This window comes from Streptomyces lothianensis (assembly GCF_047779955.1).
GTDB lineage: Bacteria > Actinomycetota > Actinomycetes > Streptomycetales > Streptomycetaceae > Streptomyces.
This window is the reverse complement of sequence record NZ_JBLMKT010000018.1, coordinates 22,820-43,762: the sequence shown is the minus strand read 5'-3', so window position 1 is coordinate 43,762 and position 20,943 is coordinate 22,820. Positions and strand designations below refer to the sequence as shown.

At 72.7% G+C, this 20,943-nt stretch carries 17 protein-coding genes and 1 pseudogene; 9 read left to right on the top strand and 9 right to left on the bottom strand.

Features of this window, described 5'->3' with window-relative positions:
• The first annotated feature begins 13 nt into the window (after positions 1-13).
• A complete protein-coding gene (locus ACLF6P_RS03500; RefSeq protein ID WP_415947973.1) occupies positions 14-640 on the top strand; it encodes a TetR/AcrR family transcriptional regulator in 627 nt (208 codons plus the stop codon).
• A 49-nt stretch (positions 641-689) separates the two neighbouring features.
• On the opposite strand, the gene ACLF6P_RS03495 is transcribed toward ACLF6P_RS03500, so the two are convergent.
• A complete protein-coding gene (locus ACLF6P_RS03495; protein WP_415947972.1) occupies positions 690-1,586 on the bottom strand; it encodes a LysR family transcriptional regulator in 897 nt (298 codons plus the stop codon).
• Between the two features lie 106 nt (positions 1,587-1,692).
• On the opposite strand from ACLF6P_RS03495, the gene ACLF6P_RS03490 reads away from it, so the two are divergent.
• The 3 genes and pseudogenes from ACLF6P_RS03490 (at position 1,693) to ACLF6P_RS03480 (ending at position 3,566) form a co-directional block, all read left to right on the top strand.
• The gene (locus ACLF6P_RS03490; RefSeq protein WP_415947971.1) at positions 1,693-2,562 is read left to right on the top strand and encodes an alpha/beta fold hydrolase; all 870 of its coding nucleotides are present in this window, start codon (positions 1,693-1,695) and stop codon (positions 2,560-2,562) included.
• 1 nt (position 2,563) lies between these two features.
• Positions 2,564-2,785: pseudogene (locus ACLF6P_RS03485) on the top strand (LLM class flavin-dependent oxidoreductase); the annotation flags it as partial.
• A gap of 184 nt (positions 2,786-2,969) precedes the next feature.
• The gene (locus ACLF6P_RS03480; protein WP_415948049.1) at positions 2,970-3,566 is read left to right on the top strand and encodes an LLM class flavin-dependent oxidoreductase; all 597 of its coding nucleotides are present in this window, start codon (positions 2,970-2,972) and stop codon (positions 3,564-3,566) included.
• 28 nt (positions 3,567-3,594) lie between these two features.
• Here the strand turns inward: ACLF6P_RS03480 and ACLF6P_RS03475 are convergent, their stop codons facing one another.
• On the bottom strand, positions 3,595-5,082 hold the full coding sequence (locus tag ACLF6P_RS03475) for a GNAT family N-acetyltransferase (RefSeq protein ID WP_415947970.1): 1,488 nt from the start codon (positions 5,080-5,082) through the stop codon (positions 3,595-3,597).
• A 194-nt stretch (positions 5,083-5,276) separates the two neighbouring features.
• Here ACLF6P_RS03475 and ACLF6P_RS03470 point away from each other — a divergent pair, with 194 nt between their 5' ends.
• Positions 5,277-8,192 (top strand): helix-turn-helix transcriptional regulator, encoded by a 2,916-nt coding sequence (locus tag ACLF6P_RS03470; RefSeq protein ID WP_415947968.1) that lies wholly within the window; start codon positions 5,277-5,279, stop codon positions 8,190-8,192.
• Positions 8,193-8,327: 135 nt separating this feature from the next.
• Here ACLF6P_RS03470 and ACLF6P_RS03465 read toward each other — a convergent pair whose 3' ends face one another.
• Positions 8,328-9,446 (bottom strand): Lrp/AsnC family transcriptional regulator, encoded by a 1,119-nt coding sequence (locus ACLF6P_RS03465; protein ID WP_415947966.1) that lies wholly within the window; start codon positions 9,444-9,446, stop codon positions 8,328-8,330.
• Between the two features lie 64 nt (positions 9,447-9,510).
• Here ACLF6P_RS03465 and ACLF6P_RS03460 point away from each other — a divergent pair, with 64 nt between their 5' ends.
• Together ACLF6P_RS03460 and ACLF6P_RS03455 are read left to right on the top strand one after the other, a co-directional pair.
• On the top strand, positions 9,511-10,809 hold the full coding sequence (locus ACLF6P_RS03460; RefSeq protein WP_415947964.1) for an MFS transporter: 1,299 nt from the start codon (positions 9,511-9,513) through the stop codon (positions 10,807-10,809).
• Positions 10,806-12,077 (top strand): amidohydrolase, encoded by a 1,272-nt coding sequence (locus ACLF6P_RS03455; protein ID WP_415947963.1) that lies wholly within the window; start codon positions 10,806-10,808, stop codon positions 12,075-12,077. Before ACLF6P_RS03460 ends, ACLF6P_RS03455 begins: the two co-directional genes overlap by 4 nt.
• Before the next feature lie 97 nt (positions 12,078-12,174).
• Here the strand turns inward: ACLF6P_RS03455 and ACLF6P_RS03450 are convergent, their stop codons facing one another.
• Positions 12,175-13,950, bottom strand: coding sequence for a M14 family zinc carboxypeptidase (locus ACLF6P_RS03450; protein WP_415947961.1), 1,776 nt, complete (start codon positions 13,948-13,950; stop codon positions 12,175-12,177).
• Between the two features lie 533 nt (positions 13,951-14,483).
• Between ACLF6P_RS03450 and ACLF6P_RS03445 the strand changes: the two genes are divergently transcribed.
• The gene (locus ACLF6P_RS03445; RefSeq protein WP_415947959.1) at positions 14,484-15,068 is read left to right on the top strand and encodes a sigma-70 family RNA polymerase sigma factor; all 585 of its coding nucleotides are present in this window, start codon (positions 14,484-14,486) and stop codon (positions 15,066-15,068) included.
• A complete protein-coding gene (locus tag ACLF6P_RS03440; RefSeq protein WP_415947958.1) occupies positions 15,065-15,820 on the top strand; it encodes an anti-sigma factor in 756 nt (251 codons plus the stop codon). Before ACLF6P_RS03445 ends, ACLF6P_RS03440 begins: the two co-directional genes overlap by 4 nt.
• A gap of 281 nt (positions 15,821-16,101) precedes the next feature.
• Here the strand turns inward: ACLF6P_RS03440 and ACLF6P_RS03435 are convergent, their stop codons facing one another.
• From ACLF6P_RS03435 to ACLF6P_RS03415, 5 genes are all read right to left on the bottom strand, one after another.
• On the bottom strand, positions 16,102-16,914 hold the full coding sequence (locus ACLF6P_RS03435) for a DUF1295 domain-containing protein (RefSeq protein ID WP_415947957.1): 813 nt from the start codon (positions 16,912-16,914) through the stop codon (positions 16,102-16,104).
• A gap of 23 nt (positions 16,915-16,937) precedes the next feature.
• On the bottom strand, positions 16,938-17,153 hold the full coding sequence (locus tag ACLF6P_RS03430; RefSeq protein ID WP_415947956.1) for a hypothetical protein: 216 nt from the start codon (positions 17,151-17,153) through the stop codon (positions 16,938-16,940).
• A complete protein-coding gene (locus ACLF6P_RS03425; protein WP_415947954.1) occupies positions 17,150-18,601 on the bottom strand; it encodes a class I SAM-dependent methyltransferase in 1,452 nt (483 codons plus the stop codon). Before ACLF6P_RS03425 ends, ACLF6P_RS03430 begins: the two co-directional genes overlap by 4 nt.
• The gene (locus ACLF6P_RS03420) at positions 18,598-19,332 is read right to left on the bottom strand and encodes a DUF1365 domain-containing protein (RefSeq protein ID WP_415948047.1); all 735 of its coding nucleotides are present in this window, start codon (positions 19,330-19,332) and stop codon (positions 18,598-18,600) included. Before ACLF6P_RS03420 ends, ACLF6P_RS03425 begins: the two co-directional genes overlap by 4 nt.
• A gap of 62 nt (positions 19,333-19,394) precedes the next feature.
• A complete protein-coding gene (locus ACLF6P_RS03415) occupies positions 19,395-20,711 on the bottom strand; it encodes an NAD(P)/FAD-dependent oxidoreductase (protein ID WP_415948045.1) in 1,317 nt (438 codons plus the stop codon).
• Between the last annotated feature and the right edge of the window lie 232 nt (positions 20,712-20,943).

Here is a 20,943-nt window from a genome sequence, read left to right as displayed (position 1 = left end):
CTATAGTCCGCTTGTGGCTCAAGACGATAACGGACCGCAGTCCGATTCCGCAATGCTGGTGGAGCTGATGCGCACCCCGCCGCCGAAGGAGCAGGCGCGCTCCGCGCGCAACCGCGCCGCCGTGCTGGACGCGGCCGCGCGGCTCTTCGCCGAACACGGCGTGGAGGAGGTCTCCATGGACCAGATCGCCGAAGCCGCCGGCGTCGGCAAGGGCACCCTGTACCGACGCTTCGGCGACAAGTCCGGCCTCGCCGCGGCCCTCCTCGACGCGCGCGAGCGCGTACTGCAGGAGGCGATCCTGTACGGACCGCCGCCGCTGGGACCCGGGACCACCGACGAGGAACGCCTCGCCGCGTTCGTCGAGGCCTACCTCGACTACCTCCTGGAGAACCTGGCCCTCGTCCGCACCTCGGAGACCGCCGCCGTCGGCGCGCGCTACCGCATCGGCTCCTACCGCTTCTGGCACCGCCACACGGCGATCCTGCTGCGCACCGCACCCGACCCCGAACACTCCGCTCACGCCCTGCTCGCCGCGACGGGGGCCGAGCATGTGGCCGCGCTCCTGCCGGAACTCGGCGAACAGCGCATCCGCGCGGGCCTCGTGCGCCTCGCGCGCGCGGCACTTCGGGGGCTGGGGTAGCGGGTGTCCGGCGGATCAGGCCGGTTTCGGAATGCCGCGCCCCAAGCTGTCAGGCGGAGTGGGCGAGCCCCTCCGCGATCTCTGTCGCGAGAGCGATCGCCCGTGTGGCGAGAGGGGAGTGGCTGCGGCCTGCCTGCCACAGCAGGAAGATCTCGCGCGGCGGGAGGGGCGGCCACAGCTCGTGGACGCTCAGCGAGTCGTCGGAGCCGATGCCGGCGGTGCGCAGGGCGAGCTGCGGCAGGAGCGCCGAGCCCAGACCGGCGCGCACCATCGACAGCACGGTCTCGTTGCCCGCGGTGCGGAACGTGATCAGCGGCCGCACGCCACGGCGTGCCAGCTCCTGCTCCACGCGGGCCTGGTCGCAGACCGGCGGATGCGCCACCGTCGGTGCGCCGTCGAGCGAGGACGGATCCACCGGGCCGTCGGGGAAGGTTCCGCGGCGGGCCACCAGGCGGTAGGGGTCGTCGAGCAGCTTGAGGTGTTCGACGTCGGCGTCGCCGCGGCCGTCGAAGAACAAGAGGTCGAGTTCGCCGACCCGGGGGAGGGCGGCCTCCTCCTCGTACAGCCTGATGTCGCAGCCGGGATGTTCCTCGCGGAGCCTGTGTACCAGCGGCGGCAGGATCACGTTGGACATACTCTGGAAGGTGCCGATGTCGATCCGGCCGTCACCGGCCCTGAACCGGTCCACCGCTTCCGTCAACGCCCCGGCTCGCTGCAGCAGTTCACGTCCGTGAGCCAGCACCAGCGAGCCGAGCGGGGTGATCCGCACGGGCCTCGGGCCGCCCGGCCGGTCGAAGACGGCGCCGCCGACGGCCCGCTCCAGGCCCGCGATCTGCTGGCTCACCGTCGACTGGGTGTACCCGAGCCGTGCGGCCGCCCGCCCGAACGAGCCCTCGTCGGCAACGGCGGCCAGCGCGGCGAGGTGTCGCAGTTCCATGTCGGGCATGCGGCTCAGCGTAGGGGAGCGTAAGGGAGAGAGATCGGCGATCGCGATGGAATCCATCGGAAAGTATCGCTTTTCCCGATGAACTTGCGCCCCTAGCGTGGCGGTCATGACCAATCAAAGTCTGTCCAACGGTGAACAGTTCGTCGCGCTCGGCGATGCCGGGTCCAAGGACGTCCGAGTCTGCGTGGAGACCTACGGAGACCCCGCCGACCCGGCGGTCCTGCTCGTCGACGGCGCGGCCGCCTCGATGCTGTGGTGGGAGACCGGGCTCTGCGAACGGATCGCGCGCGAGGGCCGGTTCGTAATCCGCTACGACAACCGGGACACCGGCCGCTCCACCAGCTACCCGCCCGGTGAGCCGGGCTACGCCTACACGGACCTCGCCCGGGACGCGCTCGGCATCCTGGACGCCCTGGACATCGAACGGGCGCACCTCGTATGCCGCTCGATGGGAGGCGGAGTCGGGCTCATCCTCGGCGTGGACCACCCCGACCGGGTCGTCTCGCTGACCTTCGTCTCCACCTCCACCGGCGAGGACGGCCTCCCACCCGCCTCGGCCGACCTCTTCGGCGGCATCCCCGCCGCCCCGGACCCCGCCGACCCCGCCGCGGTGGTGGAGTACGTGCTCGCCTCGGCGAAGGCGTACGCGGGCGGCTCGCCCCTCTTCGACGAAGCCGCCACACGTTCCCTGGTCGAACGGGACGTGGCCCGCACCCGCGACATCGCCGCCATGCTCGTCAACCACTCCGCGATGAACTTCGACGGTCCGTCCCACGGCTTCGGCGACATCGAGGCACCGGCCCTCGTCGTGCACGGCGACCACGACCCACTCTTTCCGCTCCCGCACGGCAAGGCGCTGTGCGACGCGATTCCCGGCGCCCGGCTGCTCGTCCTGGAAGGCGCGGGGCACGACCTGCCGAGGCCGCTGTGGGACGTGTTCGTACGGGCCCTGAGCCGGCACACCGCGGGCGGCTGACGTGACCGGGCTGCGTTCGGCGCTCTGGCTTCCGCTCTTCGGCGAACTCGCCGAACCGGCGGTGGCCGTACGCCTGGCCGCCGAGGCGGAGGAGGCGGGCTGGCACGGCGTGTTCGTCTGGGACCACCTGCGCTGGCGGGCGCCGGTCCGGCAGGTGGCCGACCCGTGGATCACACTGGCCGCGATCGCCGCCGCCACCGAACGCCTCCGGCTGGGCCCCATGGTCACACCGCCAGGTCCTGTCTTCAAACCCCCCTCGTCGCCCGAAGGGCGGCCCTGCGGCGTCCGGTGCGTGCTCTCGGTGTGCCGGCCGGAATCCCTCGTACTGGACGTACTTGGGGTTTCGGCCGGTGCAGCGAGAGTGCGTGCCGGGCGTCGTGGGGCAGAGGGGGGTTTGAAGACAGGGCCTGGCCCGCCGCAGACCGGCAAAGGCGGCGAGGGAGACCGCGACGCTCGACCGGCTCAGTGGCGGCCGCCTCACGCTCGGGATCGGTCTCGGCAGCGACCGTTTCGCCGGCGAACTCAGCGTGACCGGCGAGGAATGCGACGACCGGCGGCGGGCGGAGATGCTCGACGAGTCCCTGGGGATCCTCGCCGGTGCATGGTCAGGCGGGCCGGTGCACCACCACGGCCGGCACTACACGGTGGACGGCATTTCCTTCCTCCCCAGACCCGTTCAGCGCCCCGGCGTGCCGGTGTGGTCGGCGGGACTGCCCGGCCGCGTCCGGCCGCTGCACCGCGCCGCCCGGTGCGACGGCTACTTCCCGGTCAACCTCGAACACCCGGACCAGCTCGCCGAAGCCGTCACCACCCTCACCGCCCTCACCGGTCTGCGCCCGCCCGGGAGGACCCCGTACGACATCGCCGTAGCCCTCCCGCCCGGCACCGATCCGACCCCCTACGCCCGGGCGGGCGCCACCTGGTGGCTGGCGGAGTTCCCGCCCGAAGCGGTGTCGGCGGACCGGGTGCGGGGCGTGCTCCGCGAGGGCCCGGTCGAGGCGTGAGGTGACGGGGCCGTGACCCTCGCAGGGGTCAGGCGGCGTCCAGCGCTTCGGTGATCCGCCGCAGCATGTCCGTCAGCGGCGGGCTCGGCTCGCCCTTACGGGCCTGGACGCCCGCCTCCAGGGCGACCATGACGATGCCGCGGAAGTCCTCGGCCCGTGCCGGATCCTGCTTCCCGAGCAGGCCCATCGCCGAGGTCAGGGCGGGCAGTACGGTGTCGGCGAGTTCCGCCACGGACTTGCCGCTCGGAGTCCCGCCCTTGACCTTCTCCGCGAGTACATGTCCGACCGGGCCGGTCCCCGAGGCCAGCGCGACGGAGGCGTGCGTGGAGATCCGGTGGGGCGAGCCGGCGGCGTCCGCGGCGGCGAGCAGGGCCACCGCGCCGTGGGCGGCGGAGTGCAGGGTGCGCTTGTCCTGGTCGGTCAGCGTGAGGGACATTCTGGTGTGCTCCTTCGGTGTGTTCGGTGTGTCCGACGCGTTCTGCGTATCCGGCATGTCCGATGTATCCGGTGTGAGGGACGCGGGCCGCAGCTCCAGCTGGTATTCGTGCGTACGGCGTCCGGGGCCGAAGCCCAGCTGCCGGTTGACGGCGAGCATGTGGACGTTGTCCTCGGCGTTGTCGGTCGTGACCGTGGTGACCTCGGGGTGTTCGGCGCGAAGCCGGAGCAGCATGGCGGCCTTGACCCACAGGCCCAGGCCGTGACCGCGGTGGGCGGGGACGACCGCGGTGTCGTACTGCTGGGCCAGGGGGCCGCCGCCCCGGGGCAGCACGATCTCGGTGTACCCGGCCATGGCGCCGTCGCTGTGCAGCGCCGCCACGGTCAGCAGGGTGTCACCGCGCCCGGCCACCACCTTCGCCATGTCGCGAACCCGGTCGGCGTCCCACCGCACGGTGCCGAAGTCCAGTTCGCCGACGGGCATGTCGTTCATCGCGTTCTTGGCCGCGGCGAAGGCCTCGGCGAGTTCGTCGGGGACGGTGCCCGTCCAACCGGCCAGCCGGTAGCCGGGGTGTTCTGCGCCGCCGAGCTCGTCGATCCTTGCCGTGTCCAGGGTGTCGAGGTCGAGGCGCAGGTAGTCGAGGGTGAGGGCCCGCTGGAAGCCCCACCGGGCGCAGAACGCCTCGCCCGGACCGCCGTCCGTGGTCTCGGCGATGAGGGTGCGCCGGTTCTCCGTGCGGCAGGCGGCCGTGACCGTCGACAGCAGGAGAGAACCGGTTCCCCGCCGCCGGTGTCCGGGGTCGACGTGGAGCTGCAGTTCGGCCAGATGCTCCTGGCCGGGCGAGGTGAACAGGCGCAGCGCGGCGACGCCGGTCACGGTGCCGTCCTCCGCGGTGGCCAGCCAGGTGAGCTGATGGCTGCCCAGGGCGGGTTTGGTGAGCTGGGCGTGCACCTGCCCGGCCGTCGGCGGCGGCTCCTCGGGCACGTCATGGGCCATCGAGGCGGTGACGACGCGATGCCAGGCGGCGGTGTCGGTCACGGAGAGGCGGTGCAGCGGGGTGATGTGGGCATGCTCGGGCACGGCGGGCGGCTCCTGGGATGGTTTGGTCGGCGGCTGGATTCCGGCAGCCGGCGGCTGCCGCCCGGCCGCCGGAATCGAACTGGGTGAACGAATCGAACTGCCGTGAACGCTACGGAGCCCGGCCGCCCGGCACATCGGTAGGCATGACCCAATGGGACGACCGAACGACCGGGGGTGTTGGGTAGGTTGAGGTCATGTTGTACGGGAGGGTGTACGGGCGGGCGGGGGAGCAGGAGCGGATCGACCGCCTGCTCGCTCGGGCCCGTGCGGGAACCAGCGGCGCACTTGTGATCCACGGCGAGGCCGGCATCGGCAAGACCACGCTCCTTGAGCATGCCGCCCGCGCCGCGCACCCCGGACGGGTGCTGCGCACCGTGGGCATCGAGGCGGAGATGGAACTGGCCTTCGGCGGCCTGCACCAGCTGCTGCGTCCCGTCGCCGACTGCCTGGACGCACTGCCCGCGCCGCAGGCGGCCGCGCTGCAGGCGGTGTTCGGACTGACCGGCGGCGAAGCCGTACGGGACCGGTTCACGGTCGGACTCGCCGTACTCACCGCCCTGTCCCGGGCCGCGGCCGACGGCCCGCTCCTGTGCCTGGTCGACGATGCGCAATGGCTCGACCACGCCTCCCTGGACGTACTGACCTTCGTCGCCCGCCGCCTGCACACCGAGGGGGTGATGATGCTGTTCGCGGTACGCGACGGCGCCCGAGGCGCCCGGATCGCGGGGCTGCCCCGGCTGCGCCTCGACGGCCTCGACCCCACGTCCGCCGACGCCCTCCTCGCCGATCGCACACCGGACCTGTCCCCGTACGTACGGGATCAGATCGCCGAGCAGGCGGCCGGCAATCCGCTGGCCCTCCTGGAGGTTCCGGCGGCGCTGACCGCGGAGCAGCGCGCCGGACAGCTGAATCCGGTCACCCTTCCCGTGGGCCTGTCCTCACCCGCGGGCCGGGTCCAGGAGGCCTTTCAGGAGCAGATACGCCGCCTGCCCGCCGCCACCCGGTCGATGCTGCTCGTGGCGGCCGCCGACGACACGGGCGATCTCGGTCTGATCCTGCGCGCCTCGGCCCGCTTCGACGCGGATCTCGGCGACCTCGAACCCGCCGAACGCGCCACCCTCGTCCAACTCACCGAGAACACCCTCTCCTTCCGCCACCCACTCATCAGATCGGCCGCCTACCAGGACGCCGCCCTCGCCCGGCGTTTCGCCGCCCATCGGGCGCTCGCCGACCAGCTGCACGGCGGGCACTCCACCGGGCACACCACCGGCCACCAGGCCGACCGGCGGGCCTGGCACCTCGCCGCCGCCACGGCCGGTATCGACGAAGCGGTCTCCGAGGAGCTGGCGGACGTCGCACGCCGGGCCGGAGGGCGGCAGGGGGCGGCCTCCGCCTCGGCCGCGTACGAACGTGCCGCGCAGCTGACCGGCGACCCGGTCGGACGCGCCCGGCTTCTGGCCGCCGCGGCCATCACCTCCGCCGAAGCAGGGCAGTTCGACCGCACCGCGGCGCTGGCCGACCGTATCGACGCACTCGACCTCGACCCGGCGACGCTCGCCGACTTCGCCCGGGTGCGGGCGATCGTCGAACTCGACCACGGTTCGGTACGCGTGGCCACCCGCATCCTGATCGAATGCGCGGACCGGATCGGCTCGGGTCCCGGCCTGCTCCCGGTCCTCAACGAGGCCGTGCAGACCGCGAATTCCTCCGGCGACCGCGCACTGATCGCCGAGGTCGGCGCCCGCCTGCCGGCCACACCGGAGTACGCGACGATGCGTGCCCTGACCGGCCCCCTCGGCGCAGGAACGCCCCCGCAGGCGTCGCAGGTTCCGCAGCCTTCGCAGCGCCCCCAGCGCCCCCAGCGCCCCCAGCCCCCACAGCACCCGCGGCTCTCGCACCCCCGGCAACTCCCGGGCCCGGAAGCCGGCTTCGCCGAACGACTCCTGGCCGCCACCCACGCCCAGCTGCTCACCGACCACCACACCGCCCTCGATATCGCCACGGCCTGCGTACGGGACTGCCGCGACCAGGACGTGGTCGGCTGGCTGCAGACCGCGCTGCACGTCCTCGCCCAGGTACAGCTGTCCCTGGGGCGGCACGCCGAAGCGGCGAGCGCCGCCGCCGAAGGGCTCGCCGTGGCCGAGCAGTACGGCCGCCACCACCGGGCGACCCACCTGCGGGCCGCACTGGCAGTACTGGCCGCCCTGAACGGCGAGGAGGAGCGCTGCCGATCCCTCGCCGAAGCGACCCTGCGCCACGCCGACGCCCACGACATCGACCTGGCAGCCGCCCACGCCCACAGCGCTCTCGGCCTGCTCGACCTGGGCTCCGGCCGGGCGGACAGCGCACTGCACCACCTCCGGGCGGCGCGCGGCCGCGTCACCCACCCGCTGCTGTCCGTCTTCCTCCTGCCCGACCTCGTCGAGGCCGCCGTACGAGCCGGGCAACAGGACCAGGCCGAGGAACCGTTGGCCTGCCTGGAGCAGTGGGTGAAGGCGGCGGACACCCCGGCCGCCGCCGCCCTGCTCCACCGCTGCCGGGCCCTGACCGCTCCGGACGACTCGGCCGAAACCCACTTCGCCACCGCCCTGGACCTGCACCCGGACCCGCGCGCGTACCCGCCCCCGTACCCGCACGCGGACCCGCCCCCGTACCCGCACCCGGACCTGCACCCTGACGCGGCCCCGCACTCGCACGGCGAGACTGACACCCGCGCCCGCGCCCGCCCCTTCGCCCGAGCCCGGACCGAGCTCCTCTACGGCGAATGGCTGCGCCGAGCCCGCCGCCGCTCCGACGCCCGCCGCCGTCTCCGCGCCGCACTGGAGGTGTTCGAGCAGCTGGGCGCGGAACCGTGGGCCCATCGCGCCCGCACCGAACTGCAGGCCTGCGGCGAGTCCGTCGACCAGGCGGCCGGCCCCGAGGACGTACTCCTCGCCCGCCTCAGCCCGCGGGAACGTGATGTCGTCCGCCTGGCCGCCGCCGGTGCCACCAACCGCGAGATCGCCGCCCGGCTCTTCCTGAGCCCACGCACCGTGGGCCACCACCTCTACCGCGCCTACCCCAAGCTCGGCATCACATCCCGCACGGAACTTCCCCAGGTCATCGGCTGACGGCACCTCGTATACGGCTGCCACGAGCCCAAGTGCAGCCCCCCCAGGCCTCATGGGCAGCCGCGCCCAAGTGCAGCCCGGGGAGCCGCCTGGACGTACCACCAGGCGGTCGGCAGGCTCGGCTGATCCAGGGGCTCAGGGCCGGGACGGCGGGGCCAGCGGGACGCGGTCGACGGCCCGGCCCTGTTCGTCGAGCAGCCAGCCCATCCGCTTGACCGCACGCAGCGTCACCGTCCGGTCCCGGATCTCCAGGTCGGGGAACCGGGCGGCGAGCTGCGCCTGGAACGGATCCATGCCGGCCAGTCCGTGCAGCAGCACCTGGATGTGGAGGTTGTCCGGGCCGCTGATGCTCCCGCACAGCCGGACCTGTTCCATGCGGGCGAGCGCGCCGCCGGTCGCGTCGAGCCGGCTGTACGGGGCGTGGGCGCGGTAGACGGCCATCGTGGGCAGTCCGGCGAGTGGGTGCGCGAAGTCGCAGCGCAGGGTGATGTCACCGTCCTTGAGCATGCGCCGCACCCTGCGCCGTGCCGTGTGCTCGCTGACGCCCGCAGCCGCCCCGAGCGCCGTGTAGCCCAGGCGCCCGTCGGCGCTGAGCGCGTCGAGGAGGGCCAGGTCCTCGGGGGTGGCGCCGCGCCGCCCGTCGCCGACGCCGTAGGCGGTGCGGGTCGTGGTCGCCGACGGCGGCAGCTCGGCGCGGCCCGCGGGTTCCATGGCGCGGATCCGCCAGTCGCCGCCCTCGCCGTACAGGGTGACGCCGAGTCTGAGACGCAGTGAGTGCACTCCTGGCAGCCGCCCGACGCGGCGGTCCACGGCGCGTCCGATATCGGCCGGATCGGAGGCGGCGACGTTGAGCAGCAGATCGTAGTCACCGGCCGTCTCGCTGACGCTGAACACCCAGGGCAGCGCGGACACGGCGGCGCTGACCTCCGCCAGGCAGCCGGGCCGGCAGCGCACCTCGGCGAAGCCGACGTAGGTGGCCCTCGCGGAGTCGTAGGCCGTCACCCACGCCAGCCCGGCCGCCCGCAGCCGCTCCCAGCGCCGGGCGGCCGTCGTCGCGTCGATCCCGAGTGCCCGCCCGATCCGCGCCCAGGGCGCCCGTGGCGCCGACTGCAGTGCGTCGATGAGCGCCAGGTCCTCCTCACCGAAGCCGAGTCCGGCGGGTCGGGGGGCCTGCGGCGGTGCATCCGTGCGGGAATCCGGCGCCCTCAAGGCTTCCGTGAAGTTTTCCTGCGATTTCCCGGGAGTTTCGTGCACGGATCGGATCTTAGGTGCACCTCGCGGTCGGCGCACGGTTCCGGCCACGGGTGAGAGGAGTCTCATGCCTGCTCCATCCCGGCCCACCCCATCCGCCGGCCCGGACGGTTCCGAGGACCGGACCGCACGCACGGTCCGGACGACCGTCATGGTGCTGTTCGCCGTCTGGCTGATCGACTACAGCGACCGGCTCGCGATCAACCTCGTGCTGCCCGACATCGGTGACGAGTTCGGTCTGAACAAGGGGCAGCAGGGCCTGATCGTCTCCGCGTTCTTCCTCGCGTACGCCCTGTGCCAGATCCCCGGCGGACTGCTCGCCGACCGCTTCGGCGCCCGCCGGGTGGCGATCTGGGCGCTGCTCGCCTGGTCCCTGTTCACCGCGCTGACCGGCTTCGCATGGTCGTTCGTGCTGCTGCTGGTCGTGCGGTTCGCGTTCGGCGTGGCCGAAGGGATCTTTCCGCCCGCCTCGGCGAAACTCGTCGTCGAACGGACCACGCCCGAGCGCCGCATGGGCGCCAACGGCCTGATCCTGAGCTCGAACGCGCTCGCCTCCGTGCTCACCCCGCTCGCCCTCCCGCCGCTGATCGCCGCCTTCGGATGGCGCTCGGCCTTCTACTCGATGGCCGCGCTCGGCGTGTTCGCGCTGCTCGCACTGCGCCTGTGGCTGCCCGCCCCGCTGCCCCGCACCGAGCCCGAGGCATCCGCGGCGCCCGACGAGCGCCGCGGCCTCAGGTCCGTGCTGAGCAAGGGCGTGCTGTGGCGCTTCGCAGGGATCATGTTCGGCTACAACGTCATCGTCTGGGGCCTGACCACCTGGGCGCCCTCCTACCTCAGCGAGGAGCGCGGTCTCTCGCTCGGCGAGGCCGGGCCGCTCCTGGCGATCCCCGCCCTCGGCGCGGCCGTCGCGACCGTCGTCGGCGGCCGGATCGCCGACCGGCTCGGCGGCCACCACCGCAAGGTGATCGTGCCCGTCATGACGGTGTCCGCCCTGAGCCTGCCGGCCATGGCGTATTCGGACTCGCTCGTCGGCTTCGGCGTCTTCGCCACGCTCGCCGTCGTCGCCGCCTCCCTGGCGTACATGCCGATCTACGCCGTTCCGATGCGGGGCCTGCCGCCCGAGTACGTCGGCGTCGGCACCGCCGTGATCATCGTCGGCGGACAGCTCGCCGGCATGGTCGCCCCGCCCGTCATGGGCGTCCTCGCCGACGCCTTCTCCTTCGAGGCCGCCTTCGCCTTTCTCGTCCTCGGCGCCCTCGTCGCCGCCGTCCTGGCCGTGTTCACCCCGCAGGACGCCGACGGCTTCCGCACCGCCTTCGGTCCCACCCGGCCGAACCGTCCCGCCCTCACCACGGAGCAGCCATGAGCAACGCCCGCGTCCACCCCCTCCTCTCCGGCCTCGACGAGCGCCTGCCGAAGCTCCGCGCCCTCTACGAGGACCTGCACCTCCACCCCGAGCTGTCCTTCCAGGAGGTGCGCACCGCGAAGGTCGTCGCGGACCTGCTGGGCGAGCAGGGCTGGCAGGTCACCGAGGGCGTCGGCCGCACCGGCGTCGTCGGCGTCCTGGCCAACGGTGACGGTCCGGTCGTCCTGCTGCGCGCCGACATGGACGCCCTGCCCGTGAAGGAGGAGACGGGGCTTCCCTACGCCTCCGTGCAGACCGCCGTGGGCGAGGACGGCGCCGAGGTCCCGGTCATGCACGCCTGCGGCCACGACATGCACGTGACCTGCCTGCTCGGCGCCACCGCCCAGCTCGCCGCCACCCGGGAGCACTGGAACGGCACGGTCGTGGCCGTGTTCCAGCCCGCCGAGGAGATCGGCGGGGCGCCCGCCATGATCGAGGACGGCTTCACGGACCGCTTCCCGCGCGCCGACGTCTGTCTCGCCCAGCACGTGGTCCCGGCCCCCGCCGGCCTCGTCGGCACCCGACCCGGACTGGTCATGTCCGCCTCGGACAACCTGAAGGTGACGCTCTTCGGCCGGGGCGGGCACGGTTCGACTCCCGAGATGACCGTCGACCCGGTGGTGATGGCCGCCGCGGCCGTCATGCGGCTCCAGACGGTCGTCGCACGCGAGGTGGGTGCGTTCCAGCCCGCCGTGGTGACCGTCGGGTCGCTGCGCAGCGGCACGAAGGAGAACGTCATCCCCGACACCGCCGAACTGCTGATCAACATCCGCTCCACGACCCCGGAGATCCGCGAACAGGTCCTGGCCGCAGTCGAGCGGATCATCCGCGCTGAGTCCGCCGCGTCCGGTGCCCCGCGCGAACCGGAGATCACCCCGATCGGCTCACTTCCCCCCACGGTCAACGACGCGGCCGTCCGGGAGACCGTGCACACGGCGTTCACCGAGACCTTCGGCCCGCAGCGGGTCTTCGGCATCCCGCAGCCGTTCACCGGCAGCGAGGACTTCGCCGTCTTCGCCAACGCCCTCCAGGTCCCGTCCCTCTACTGGCACTTCGGCGGCAGCGACCCGGCCCTGTTCAAGGACCTCGGCCTCGAGGACCTGCTGAAGACCGGTCTCCCGGACTCCATCCCCGCCAACCACTCCGCCCACTACGCCCCCGTCCCCGACCCGACCATCGCGACCGGCGTGACCGCGCTGCTCGCGGCCGCGGCGGTGTGGCTGCGGTAGCCCGGCCGAACCGGTCCGCGAACTGCCGTCGTGCAGCGCCCGGGTCCGGCATGGCGTGCCGGACCCGGGCGGCGGGGCGGGGCAGGGGAGCGGCTGGTCAGAGCGAGAGCGTCCAGGTGTCGAGGGTGCCCGTGTCGTACCGGGCGGTGTCCTGGATACGGAGCGACCACGTGCCGTTGGCCGCCTCGCCGGACAGGTCGACCGCGTAGGTCTCGTGGATGTCGTCGGCGCTGTCCCCGCCGCTGGCGTTCTTCAGCGGGTACACCGAGCCGTCGGGGGCGACCAGGTCGACGGTGAGATCACCGCGCCAGGTGTGCTCGACGTGGACCTCGACGGTACTGGTCGCCGACGCGTTGTCCGCGCAGCCCGTGATCTCGATGCTGCTGGTGACGGCCGGGCCGTTGTCGGGGATGGCGACGTCGGTCCCGTTGGTGGCGCTGCACTCCGAGGGCGGGGGCGTGGTGCCGCCTCCGTAGGGGTCCTCCGCGTGCTCCGCCGCGTAGACCAGCATCGGCCGGACCTGGTTCCAGAACGTGTCCTGGCAGGAGTAGCTGGGATGGAAGCCGCCGCAGGAGCCGCCGGAGGGGCCGATCTCCCAGGTGAAGCTGGGCACGCCGAGGTCGTCATAGGCCCAGTCGTCGTGGGTGCCGCTGGCGTTGTACAGGATCTCGCCGGGCTGTCCGTACTGCCAGCCGCCCGCCAGGGCTGCCATGTCCTGGGCCATCGTGCGCAGCGCGGCATCGTTGCCGGCGTCGACGGAGGAGTTGAATCCCCAGGGGAACAGCACCATGTTGGAGTAGCTGTGCAGGGTGACGAACATGCCCTGGGTGCCGGGGTCGGCGGGTGCGTTGTCCCCGGTGGAGCGGGTGTCGGGGAACAGGTCGCGGTAGAGGGCGTGGAGCACCTGGGTCTCGGTCTCGGAGTCCGCGGAGGGGCCCTTGTAGACCTTGGAACACGGGTTGGAGCTGGTGCTGGCGCCGCCCCAGTGGCTGCCGTTGTTGCGGTTGAGGTCGATGCCCTCACCGCCGTAGGAACCCTCCGAACAGCCGTTGCTGTGGCTGTGGTCGGCGTTCTTGCGGTGCCACTGCTGCCCGCTGGGCCCGCCCATGAAGCCCTGCTGGACCATGTCGACGCCGTCGGGGTTTCCGATCGGGACGACCCATATCTCCCGGGTGTCGAGGATCTCGGTGGCCGTCGGGTCGGTGCCGTAGCCGTCGGTGAGGTAGTCGATCCAGCGGTAGGCCATCTCGCCGGTGCTCAGCTCCCGGGCGTGCACCTGGGCCTGGACGAGGAACCGCGGCTTGGCCGAGTCCGGGTTCAACTGGCAGTCGCCGGACTGCTTCTTGGTGAGGCAGATGGCTTTGATGTCGTAGCCGTTCGACCGGCCGTTGGCCTTGCGCCATGAGTCGCCGACATCGAAGACGGTGGCGAGACCGGAGTGGTCGGAGGCGACCTGGTCCAGGTGGGCGTACTGGGCGTTCACGGTGCGGTAGCCGCCGTAGTAGGTCTCCTCCGCGACCTTCGGGGTCAGCCGCGGGGCCTGGCCGCTGCGCTTGGGTGACTCCCCGGGAGCCGGTCTCAGTCTCTGCTCGACGGTGGCACGCAGCCCGGCGGCTCTGAGGTCCGCGGCCGTGCCGGCATCACCGAGGACGAACAGGTCGTCCCCTTCGCGGTCCTCGATCAGATCGAAGCCGGCGAGTTTGCTGTCCGCCGCGTGCGCGCCGTCGTGGACGCGGTAGACGTAGGCGCGCTGGTCATCCTGTGCCGAGGCGGGTGTTTCGGGTGGCGGGGCGGCGGCACCGTAACCGGTGCTGACCGCGAGTGCGGCCGTCGTCGCGGCCGCGACCAGACATAAGGTCGTTTTTCTGCGCACGTGAACCTCATTCAGTGGGGGTGGCGGCTGTTTGCCGCCGTTTGACGAGGTGGTGCCTTGTGGCGAGGTGGTGCCGTGTGGCGAGGTGGTGCCGGGTGAGGCGGTGGTGCCTGGTGACCGAGGTCATGCACATGATGAGTCAGGGGTGCCGTATCTGTGAATGCGCCTGCGCCTCCGATTGCGGACGTTGGCCGATTCCGATGCCGGACCGTCGGCGTGGAAGGCGTGAAACACACTCACGGCGGTTGCCTGCGGGCCGACGTGGAGCTGCCTGTCCGCCCGTACCCGGGCCGAGCCGTAGCGGCAAGGAGCCGCAGCGGCGAAGAGCCGCAGCGGCAGAGACGCGTGCTCCTGCGCGCTGCGCCGTTCGCGGTACTCCGGCGCACGAATCCGGCGGCGTGGTCATCGGGCACGTGGACACTCGTACCGGTGATGCGCGTGCGTGGGCATCGTGGATTGCCCCGCTCGACCAATCCGAGGACCGGACGAGTCCGGATCACTTCCGACACCCATGACCTACCCCGGAGCAGCCAGTGAAGGAAGTCGTGTCCATCGGCGGACCCCCCGCCGCCGAGCCGGATCTGCAGGAGCTGATGGGCCTGGTCGCCCTGGGTGACCAGGACGCCTTCGCAGCGGTGTACGACCGGACGATGGGACCCGTGCTCGGCACCGTGCGCGCCGTTCTGCGCGATCACGCCCAGTCGGAGGAGGTGGCACAGGAGGTCATGGTCGAGCTCTGGCGGACCGCCGCACGCTACCGGCCGGACCGGGGAACGGCGATCAACTGGATCCTGACCCTGGCGCACCGCCGGGCGGTCGACCGGGTACGCTCCGCCGCGGCTGCCGCGGCCCGCGATCACAAGGCGGCGCTCCTGGACCGGACGCCCGCGTACGACACCGTGGCCGAGCAGGTCGAGACCCGGCTCGAACGGGAGCAGGTCCGGCGCTGCATGCGCACGCTGACCGAGATCCAGCGCCAGGCCGTCTCCCTCGCCTACTACCGCGGCCTCACCTACCGTGAGGTCGCCGAAATCCTCACGCTGCCTCTGGGCACCGTGAAAACCCGTATGCGCGACGGCCTGATCCGGCTGCGTGACTGCCTGGGGGTGACCGCGTGAACACCACTGACCTGCACACACTGACCGGCGCGTACGCGATGGACGCGCTGCCCGAGGCCGAACGGGCGGCCTTCGAGCGTCACCTGTCCGGGTGCGAGGCCTGCACGCGGGAGACCGCCGAACTGACGGCGACCTCCGCCCGGCTCGGTCTCGCGGTCAGCGTCACGCCGCGGCCCGAACTGCGGGACGAGGTGCTGCGGCGGATCACCACGGTCCGTCAGGAGACGCCGCGTGAGGCCGGTGCGGCCACGTCCGTCCCGTGGTCCGCCGCACGCCGGACGATTCTGTCGCGCTGGGCACTCGCCGCCTGTGTCGCGGCGGCCGTCGCCTTCGGCGGCACGGCGGTGTGGCAGTACGAGCGTGCCGAGGACGCCCTCGACCAGGCCAGGCAGGCTTCGCGGACCGCCGAGCGCGTCTCCGCCGTGCTCGCGGCGCCGGACGCCCGCAGCGGATCGGCGAAGCTGGGCGAGGGCGCGACCGGCACGGTCGTCGTCTCAAGGAGCCAGGACAAGGCCGTGTTCGTGGTCTCCGGGATGGCACCGCCGCCCGAAGGAAAGACCTACCAGCTGTGGTTCGACGACGACGGCAGCATGCGCTCCGCCGGGCTGATGGAGCCAGGCCGCAGCGAGCAGACCGTGCTGATGAGCGGCGCTGTGTCCGGGGCGTCCGGCATGGGCATCACCGTCGAGCCTGCCGGGGGCTCTGAACAGCCCACGTCCGCCCCGGTGGCCCTGATGCCACTGCCGGTCTGAGGAGCCGGGCCAGGCCACTGCCTGCCTGCCTGATTGACTGACGGGCCGGGCGCTGCTGCCACTGCCTGCCTGACGGGCCGTGAGGCCTGTGCGTGAGGCCTGTGCGTGGGGTCGGTGCGTGAGGCCGGGGCGCGTGAGACCGGGGGCGTGGGGTCTGTGCGTGAGACCGGGGGCGTGGGAAGCGGGACGCTCGCGACCTTTGCCACGGAGCGGGCAGCCCGGCCGTTGACGCACAGCTCGCGGCCGGACGGCGGCGTCGACACAGCCGGCAGGTGTCCGCCTCAACTCCGAGGCGGCCGCGGGAAGAAGCCGCTCGTCCGGGTCACGTACGCGGCGTAACCCGGGCGGCCCGACATGTGCTGTTCGAGCAGGCGCTGGCCGCTGCCACGGGTCAGCAGCAGGCTCATCACGAGCGGGGCGACGACGACGGCGGCGGCCACGGCGAGCGAGCCCGCGGCGAGCAGGAACAGGCCCCACCACACGCAGAAGTCGCCGAAGTAGTTCGGGTGGCGGGTGTAGCGCCACAGGCCTTGGTCCATGATCCGCCCACGGTTCGCCGGGGCGGCCTTGAACCGGGACAGCTGCGCGTCGCCGACCGCCTCGAAGAACATCCCCACCCCCCACAGCACGACGCCCAGCCAGGCCAGCAGACCCATCGGTTGCGGTACGTACTGGGCGGCCTGAACCGGCAGGGACACCAGCCAGACCAGTGCGCCCTGGAGCAGGTAGACCATGCGCAGGGCGTACAGGTCCGGGTCGCCCGGGGCTCTGGCCAGCATGCGCGCGTAGCGCGGGTCCTCCCCCTGACCGCGGCCGCGCCGGCTGATGTGCCAGGCGAGCCGAAGACCCCACACGGCTGTCAGCACGGTGACGAGGACGCGTCGGACCGGGTCACCGCCCGCCCCGGAGGATACGAGGAGACCGGTGACGGCGACCGCGGTGAATCCGATGCCCCAGGCGACGTCGACGATCCGGTGCATGCCCTTGCGCACGGCGACCGAGAAGGTGACCAGCATGACGGCGAGGGCGGCCAGCGCGCACCAGGGCAGGCCTGCCGTGAAGTCGCCCCAGGGAAACCCGTCCGTCGCACTCACACTACTCGCCCGGCCCATGCCACTCATGCCGCCGTCCGCTCAAGGCCCGCGTACCAGTGCCGCGGAGTCCTCGGGCTGCCGCCCGGCCGCCCGGAGTCCGGGCGCCCGGAGTCCGGCCGCCCGGAGTCCGGGCGCACGGCGAGGATCTGGTCCACGCTCATCGGGCCGAGCGCGGATTCGGTGAGTGCGGCGAGGCGGTGGGTGGCGGTCCCGTGCCGCGCGGGACGGTTGGCGGTCATCGGGCGGCGGCCTCCTTGGTGAACAAGTACTGCTGGACGTCGAGGTAGCCGGCGCGGAACCCGGCCTCGGAATAGGCGAGGTAGAGGGTCCACATACGGCGGAAGGTCTCGTCGAAGCCCAGGGCCTCGACCTCGCCGGCCCGCTCGGTGAACCGTTCGCGCCACAGCCGGAGCGTCTCGGCGTAGTGCGGGCCGTAGGCGTCGCGGCGGGTGAGGGCGAGCCCGGTGTGCTGACGCACCGTCTCGGCGACGGCCTCGACCGAGGGAAGGAGCCCGCCGGGGAAGATGTACTTGCCGATCCAGGTGTGTGTGGAGCGGGAGGCGAGCATCCGGTCGTGCGGCATGGTGATGGCCTGCAGCGCCGCCCGGCCGCCCGGGACGAGCCGCTCGTCGAGCGTGCGGAAGTAGACCGGCCAGAACTCGGCTCCGACGGCTTCGATCATCTCGACGCTGACCACCGCGTCGTACCGGCCGCGCGCTTCGCGGTAGTCGCACAGCTCGACCCTGGCCCGCTCGGAAAGGCCGGCCGCGGCGATCCGGTCACGGGCCAGGTCGCGTTGTTCGGCGGAGAGCGTGAGCGAGGTGACGTGGGCTCCGCGGGCAGCGGCGCGGACGGCCAGTTCGCCCCAGCCGGTGCCGATCTCCAGGACGCGGGTTCCCGCCCGGACATCGGCGAGGTCGAGCAGCCGGTCGATCTTGCGGCGCTGGGCGTCGGCGAGCTGGCGCGGTTCGGCCGGCAGGGTAAGGAAGAGCGCCGAGGAATAGCTGAGGGTCTCGTCGAGGAACAGCGAGAACAGGTCGTTGGACAGGTCGTAGTGGTGGCTGATGTTGCCGCGGGAGCCGCCGGGGGTGTTGCGCTGCTCCTCTGGACGGCGCGGGGCCCACAGCGCACGCAGCCTTTGCAGGGGCGCGGGGACCAGTTCGGCGGCGTGTGCGGCGAGGACGGTGAGCGCGGCGACCAGGTCGGGCGCGTCCCACTCGCCGGCCATGTAGGACTCGCCGAAACCGATCAGGCCCTGGGCGCCGATACGGCCGTGAAAGGCCCGCGGGTCGTGGACATCCAGGACCGCGCCGCCCTTGCCGAGTTCCGCTCCGCCGGCGAACCGCACCCGCAACGGCAACTGTCCCAGGGCCCGCCGGACCACGGCGGCGGCGATCGCGGTACGGGGGCCGTGGCGGGGCGCGGGGGCGGCGATGTCGGGCCACCGGGCCGGGTCCGGTCCGGTGGGAAGGGCTGCCGTCCCGGCCTCGGCTGCCGTCCCGGCCTCGGCTGCCGTCCCGGCCTCGGCCGGCTTCCCGGCCTGGGCTGGTGTTCCGGCCTGGTCCGTCCTTCCCGGCACGGCGGGAGACCCGGCGGTGGGTGCCGGCGCCCAGGGCTCCGGGGCAGGCGTGGAATCGGCGGACTTCGAGGCCGGGTCCGCGGCGGCTCGGGGCTCGGCTGTGGTCATGACGCGTCCTTGGGGGTCCTCGGTTCGGATTCGACTGGGCGTGGTCCGGGTCTCGGCTGTACGGGCAGTCCCCGCAGGTAGAGGCGGACGCCGTGCCACCGGATCGCGGCGGACACGGCGAGCGTGGACCACGGACGGCGCAGGGCCTGCCGGAGCAGGGTGCTCGTACGTGCTTCGCGGCGAAGGCCCCGGACGGTTGCGGTGAAGGGCCTGCCACCGTCGCGCTCCAGGTGCACGGTGAGGTCGAGACGGTCGCCGGGGGCGGGCAGCCGCATGCGGTAGCGGCCGTCGACGGGGAAGAACGGCGAGACGTGGAACTCCTTGCCGGTCACCGCCCGGCCCGCGGCGTCCGGGCGCAGCAGGTAGCAGTGGCGTCCGCCGTAGGTGTTGTGCACCTCGGCGACGACGCAGCGCAGGGCGCCGTCGGAGCCGTGGCACCAGTAGACCGTCAGCGGGTTGAACACGTACCCGAGGACGCGGGCGTGGGTGAGCATCAGGACCGGCCCGCCGTGCAGGTCCACGCCATGCCCGGCCAGGAACGCTTCGAGTCCGCCGCGGATCGTGGGGCGGTCGCCGTCGAAGTGGTCGCGTGCGTCGAAGCGCGCCAAGGGCCGCAGGGCGGCGGGCAGTTCGGGAGGACGGTCCGGGTCGATCAGCCACATGTACGTGCGGTGCCGCAGCGCGTACCGCCGCGGGGAGGTACGGATGTGTGCGATCGCCACGCTGTACAGGGCCGGAGCAAGGGGTGCGGCCGGGGGTGCGGCCGGTTCCGGAGCCGGTGCCGGGGCGGCGTTCACCAGTGCACTCCGAGTGCCGCGGCGGCCGATACGCCGGAGCGGCAGCCGTCCTCGTGGAACCCCCAGCCGTGGTACGCCCCGGCGAACGCGGCGACAGGGGTGCTCAGTTCGGGCAGCCGCTGCTGGGCGGCGACGGACTCCGGGGTGTAGACGGGGTGTTCGTACACCATGCGGGCCCGGACCCGGTCCGGGGCGACGCGGTCCTCGCCGCCGAGCGTGACCACGTAGGTATCGGCTGCGTCCAGGCGCTGGAGCCGGTTCATGTCGTAGCTGACGCGCACCCGCTCGGCGCCCGCCGTGCAGGAGGGCATCAGGTAGTTCCAGGATGCGCGGGCGCCCCGGGCGCGTGGCAGCAGGCTGGTGTCGGTGTGCAGGAGCGTGGAGTTGCGGGAGTACCGGAACGCGCCGAGTACCTCCTTCTCCTGCGCGGTGGCGTCGGCGAGGAGCCGGAGCGCCTGGTCCGGGTGGGTGGCGACGACCACCGAGTCGTACGGCCGGGTGGAGCCGTCGTCGGCGGTGATGCGAACGCCGTCCGGGTGCCGCTGGACGGCCCGGACGGGAGTGGCGGGGTACACCGCGTGCAGGGCGCGGGCCACCCGGTCGACGTAGGTGCGCGAGCCGCCGCTGACCGTGCGCCAGGTCGGCGATCCGCCGACCGAGAGCAGTCCGTGGTGGCTCAGGAACCGGAACAGGTAGGCGGCCGGGTAGTGCTGCGCGGTGGCGGCGTCGCAGGACCAGACCGACGAGATCAGCGGGGTCATGAAATGCGTACGGAAGTAAGGGGAGAAGCCCTCGCGGTCCAGGAACTCGCCCAGCGTGAGACCTGTTCCGGCGTCCTGCGCGAGCATCCGGCGCGCGGCCCGGTGGAAGGCGGGCACCTGGGCGAGAAGCCGCAGATACCGCGTGCTCAGGGCGTTGCGGGGCCTGGCGAACAGCCCTGCCGGGCCGCGCGCACCGGCGTACTCCAGGCCGCAGCCCTCACAGCGCACCGACAGGCTCATCTCCGATTCCTGTGTGGCGACGCCGAGTTCGGCGAACAGCCGCAGAAGGTTCGGATAGGTGCGGCGGTTGTGGACGATGAAGCCGGAGTCGACCCGGTGTGCCGAGCCGTCGGGCGAGGTCAGGTCGTGGGTGTGGGCGTGTCCGCCGAGCCGGTCATCGGCCTCGTACAGCGTGACGTGATGCGCACGGGCGAGCACATACGCGGCGGTGAGACCTGACACGCCGCTTCCGATCACCGCCGTGCGCGGACGGCCCCGGTATCCGGGATCCGGGAACTCCCCGGTCCCGCCCGCCGTGCTCCTCGACCCCATGGACATGTCTCTCTCCTCTCCGGCCGCGAGCGCGGTCCCAGAGTGATTCGGAGGCCGGGAGGTGACGGATTGGGAAGGTGATCTGCTTTCCGGTGGACCGCGGCGGTGCGGTCGTTCGGTGTCGGCCCGGGCGGCGTGACCCGGGCGGCGTGGCCCGGTTCCGAAGAGGCGTGCGGCCGCGGGGGTGGGCCCCGCGGCCGCACGCCTCTTTCGCCCGGCCCGGCGCCCGGAC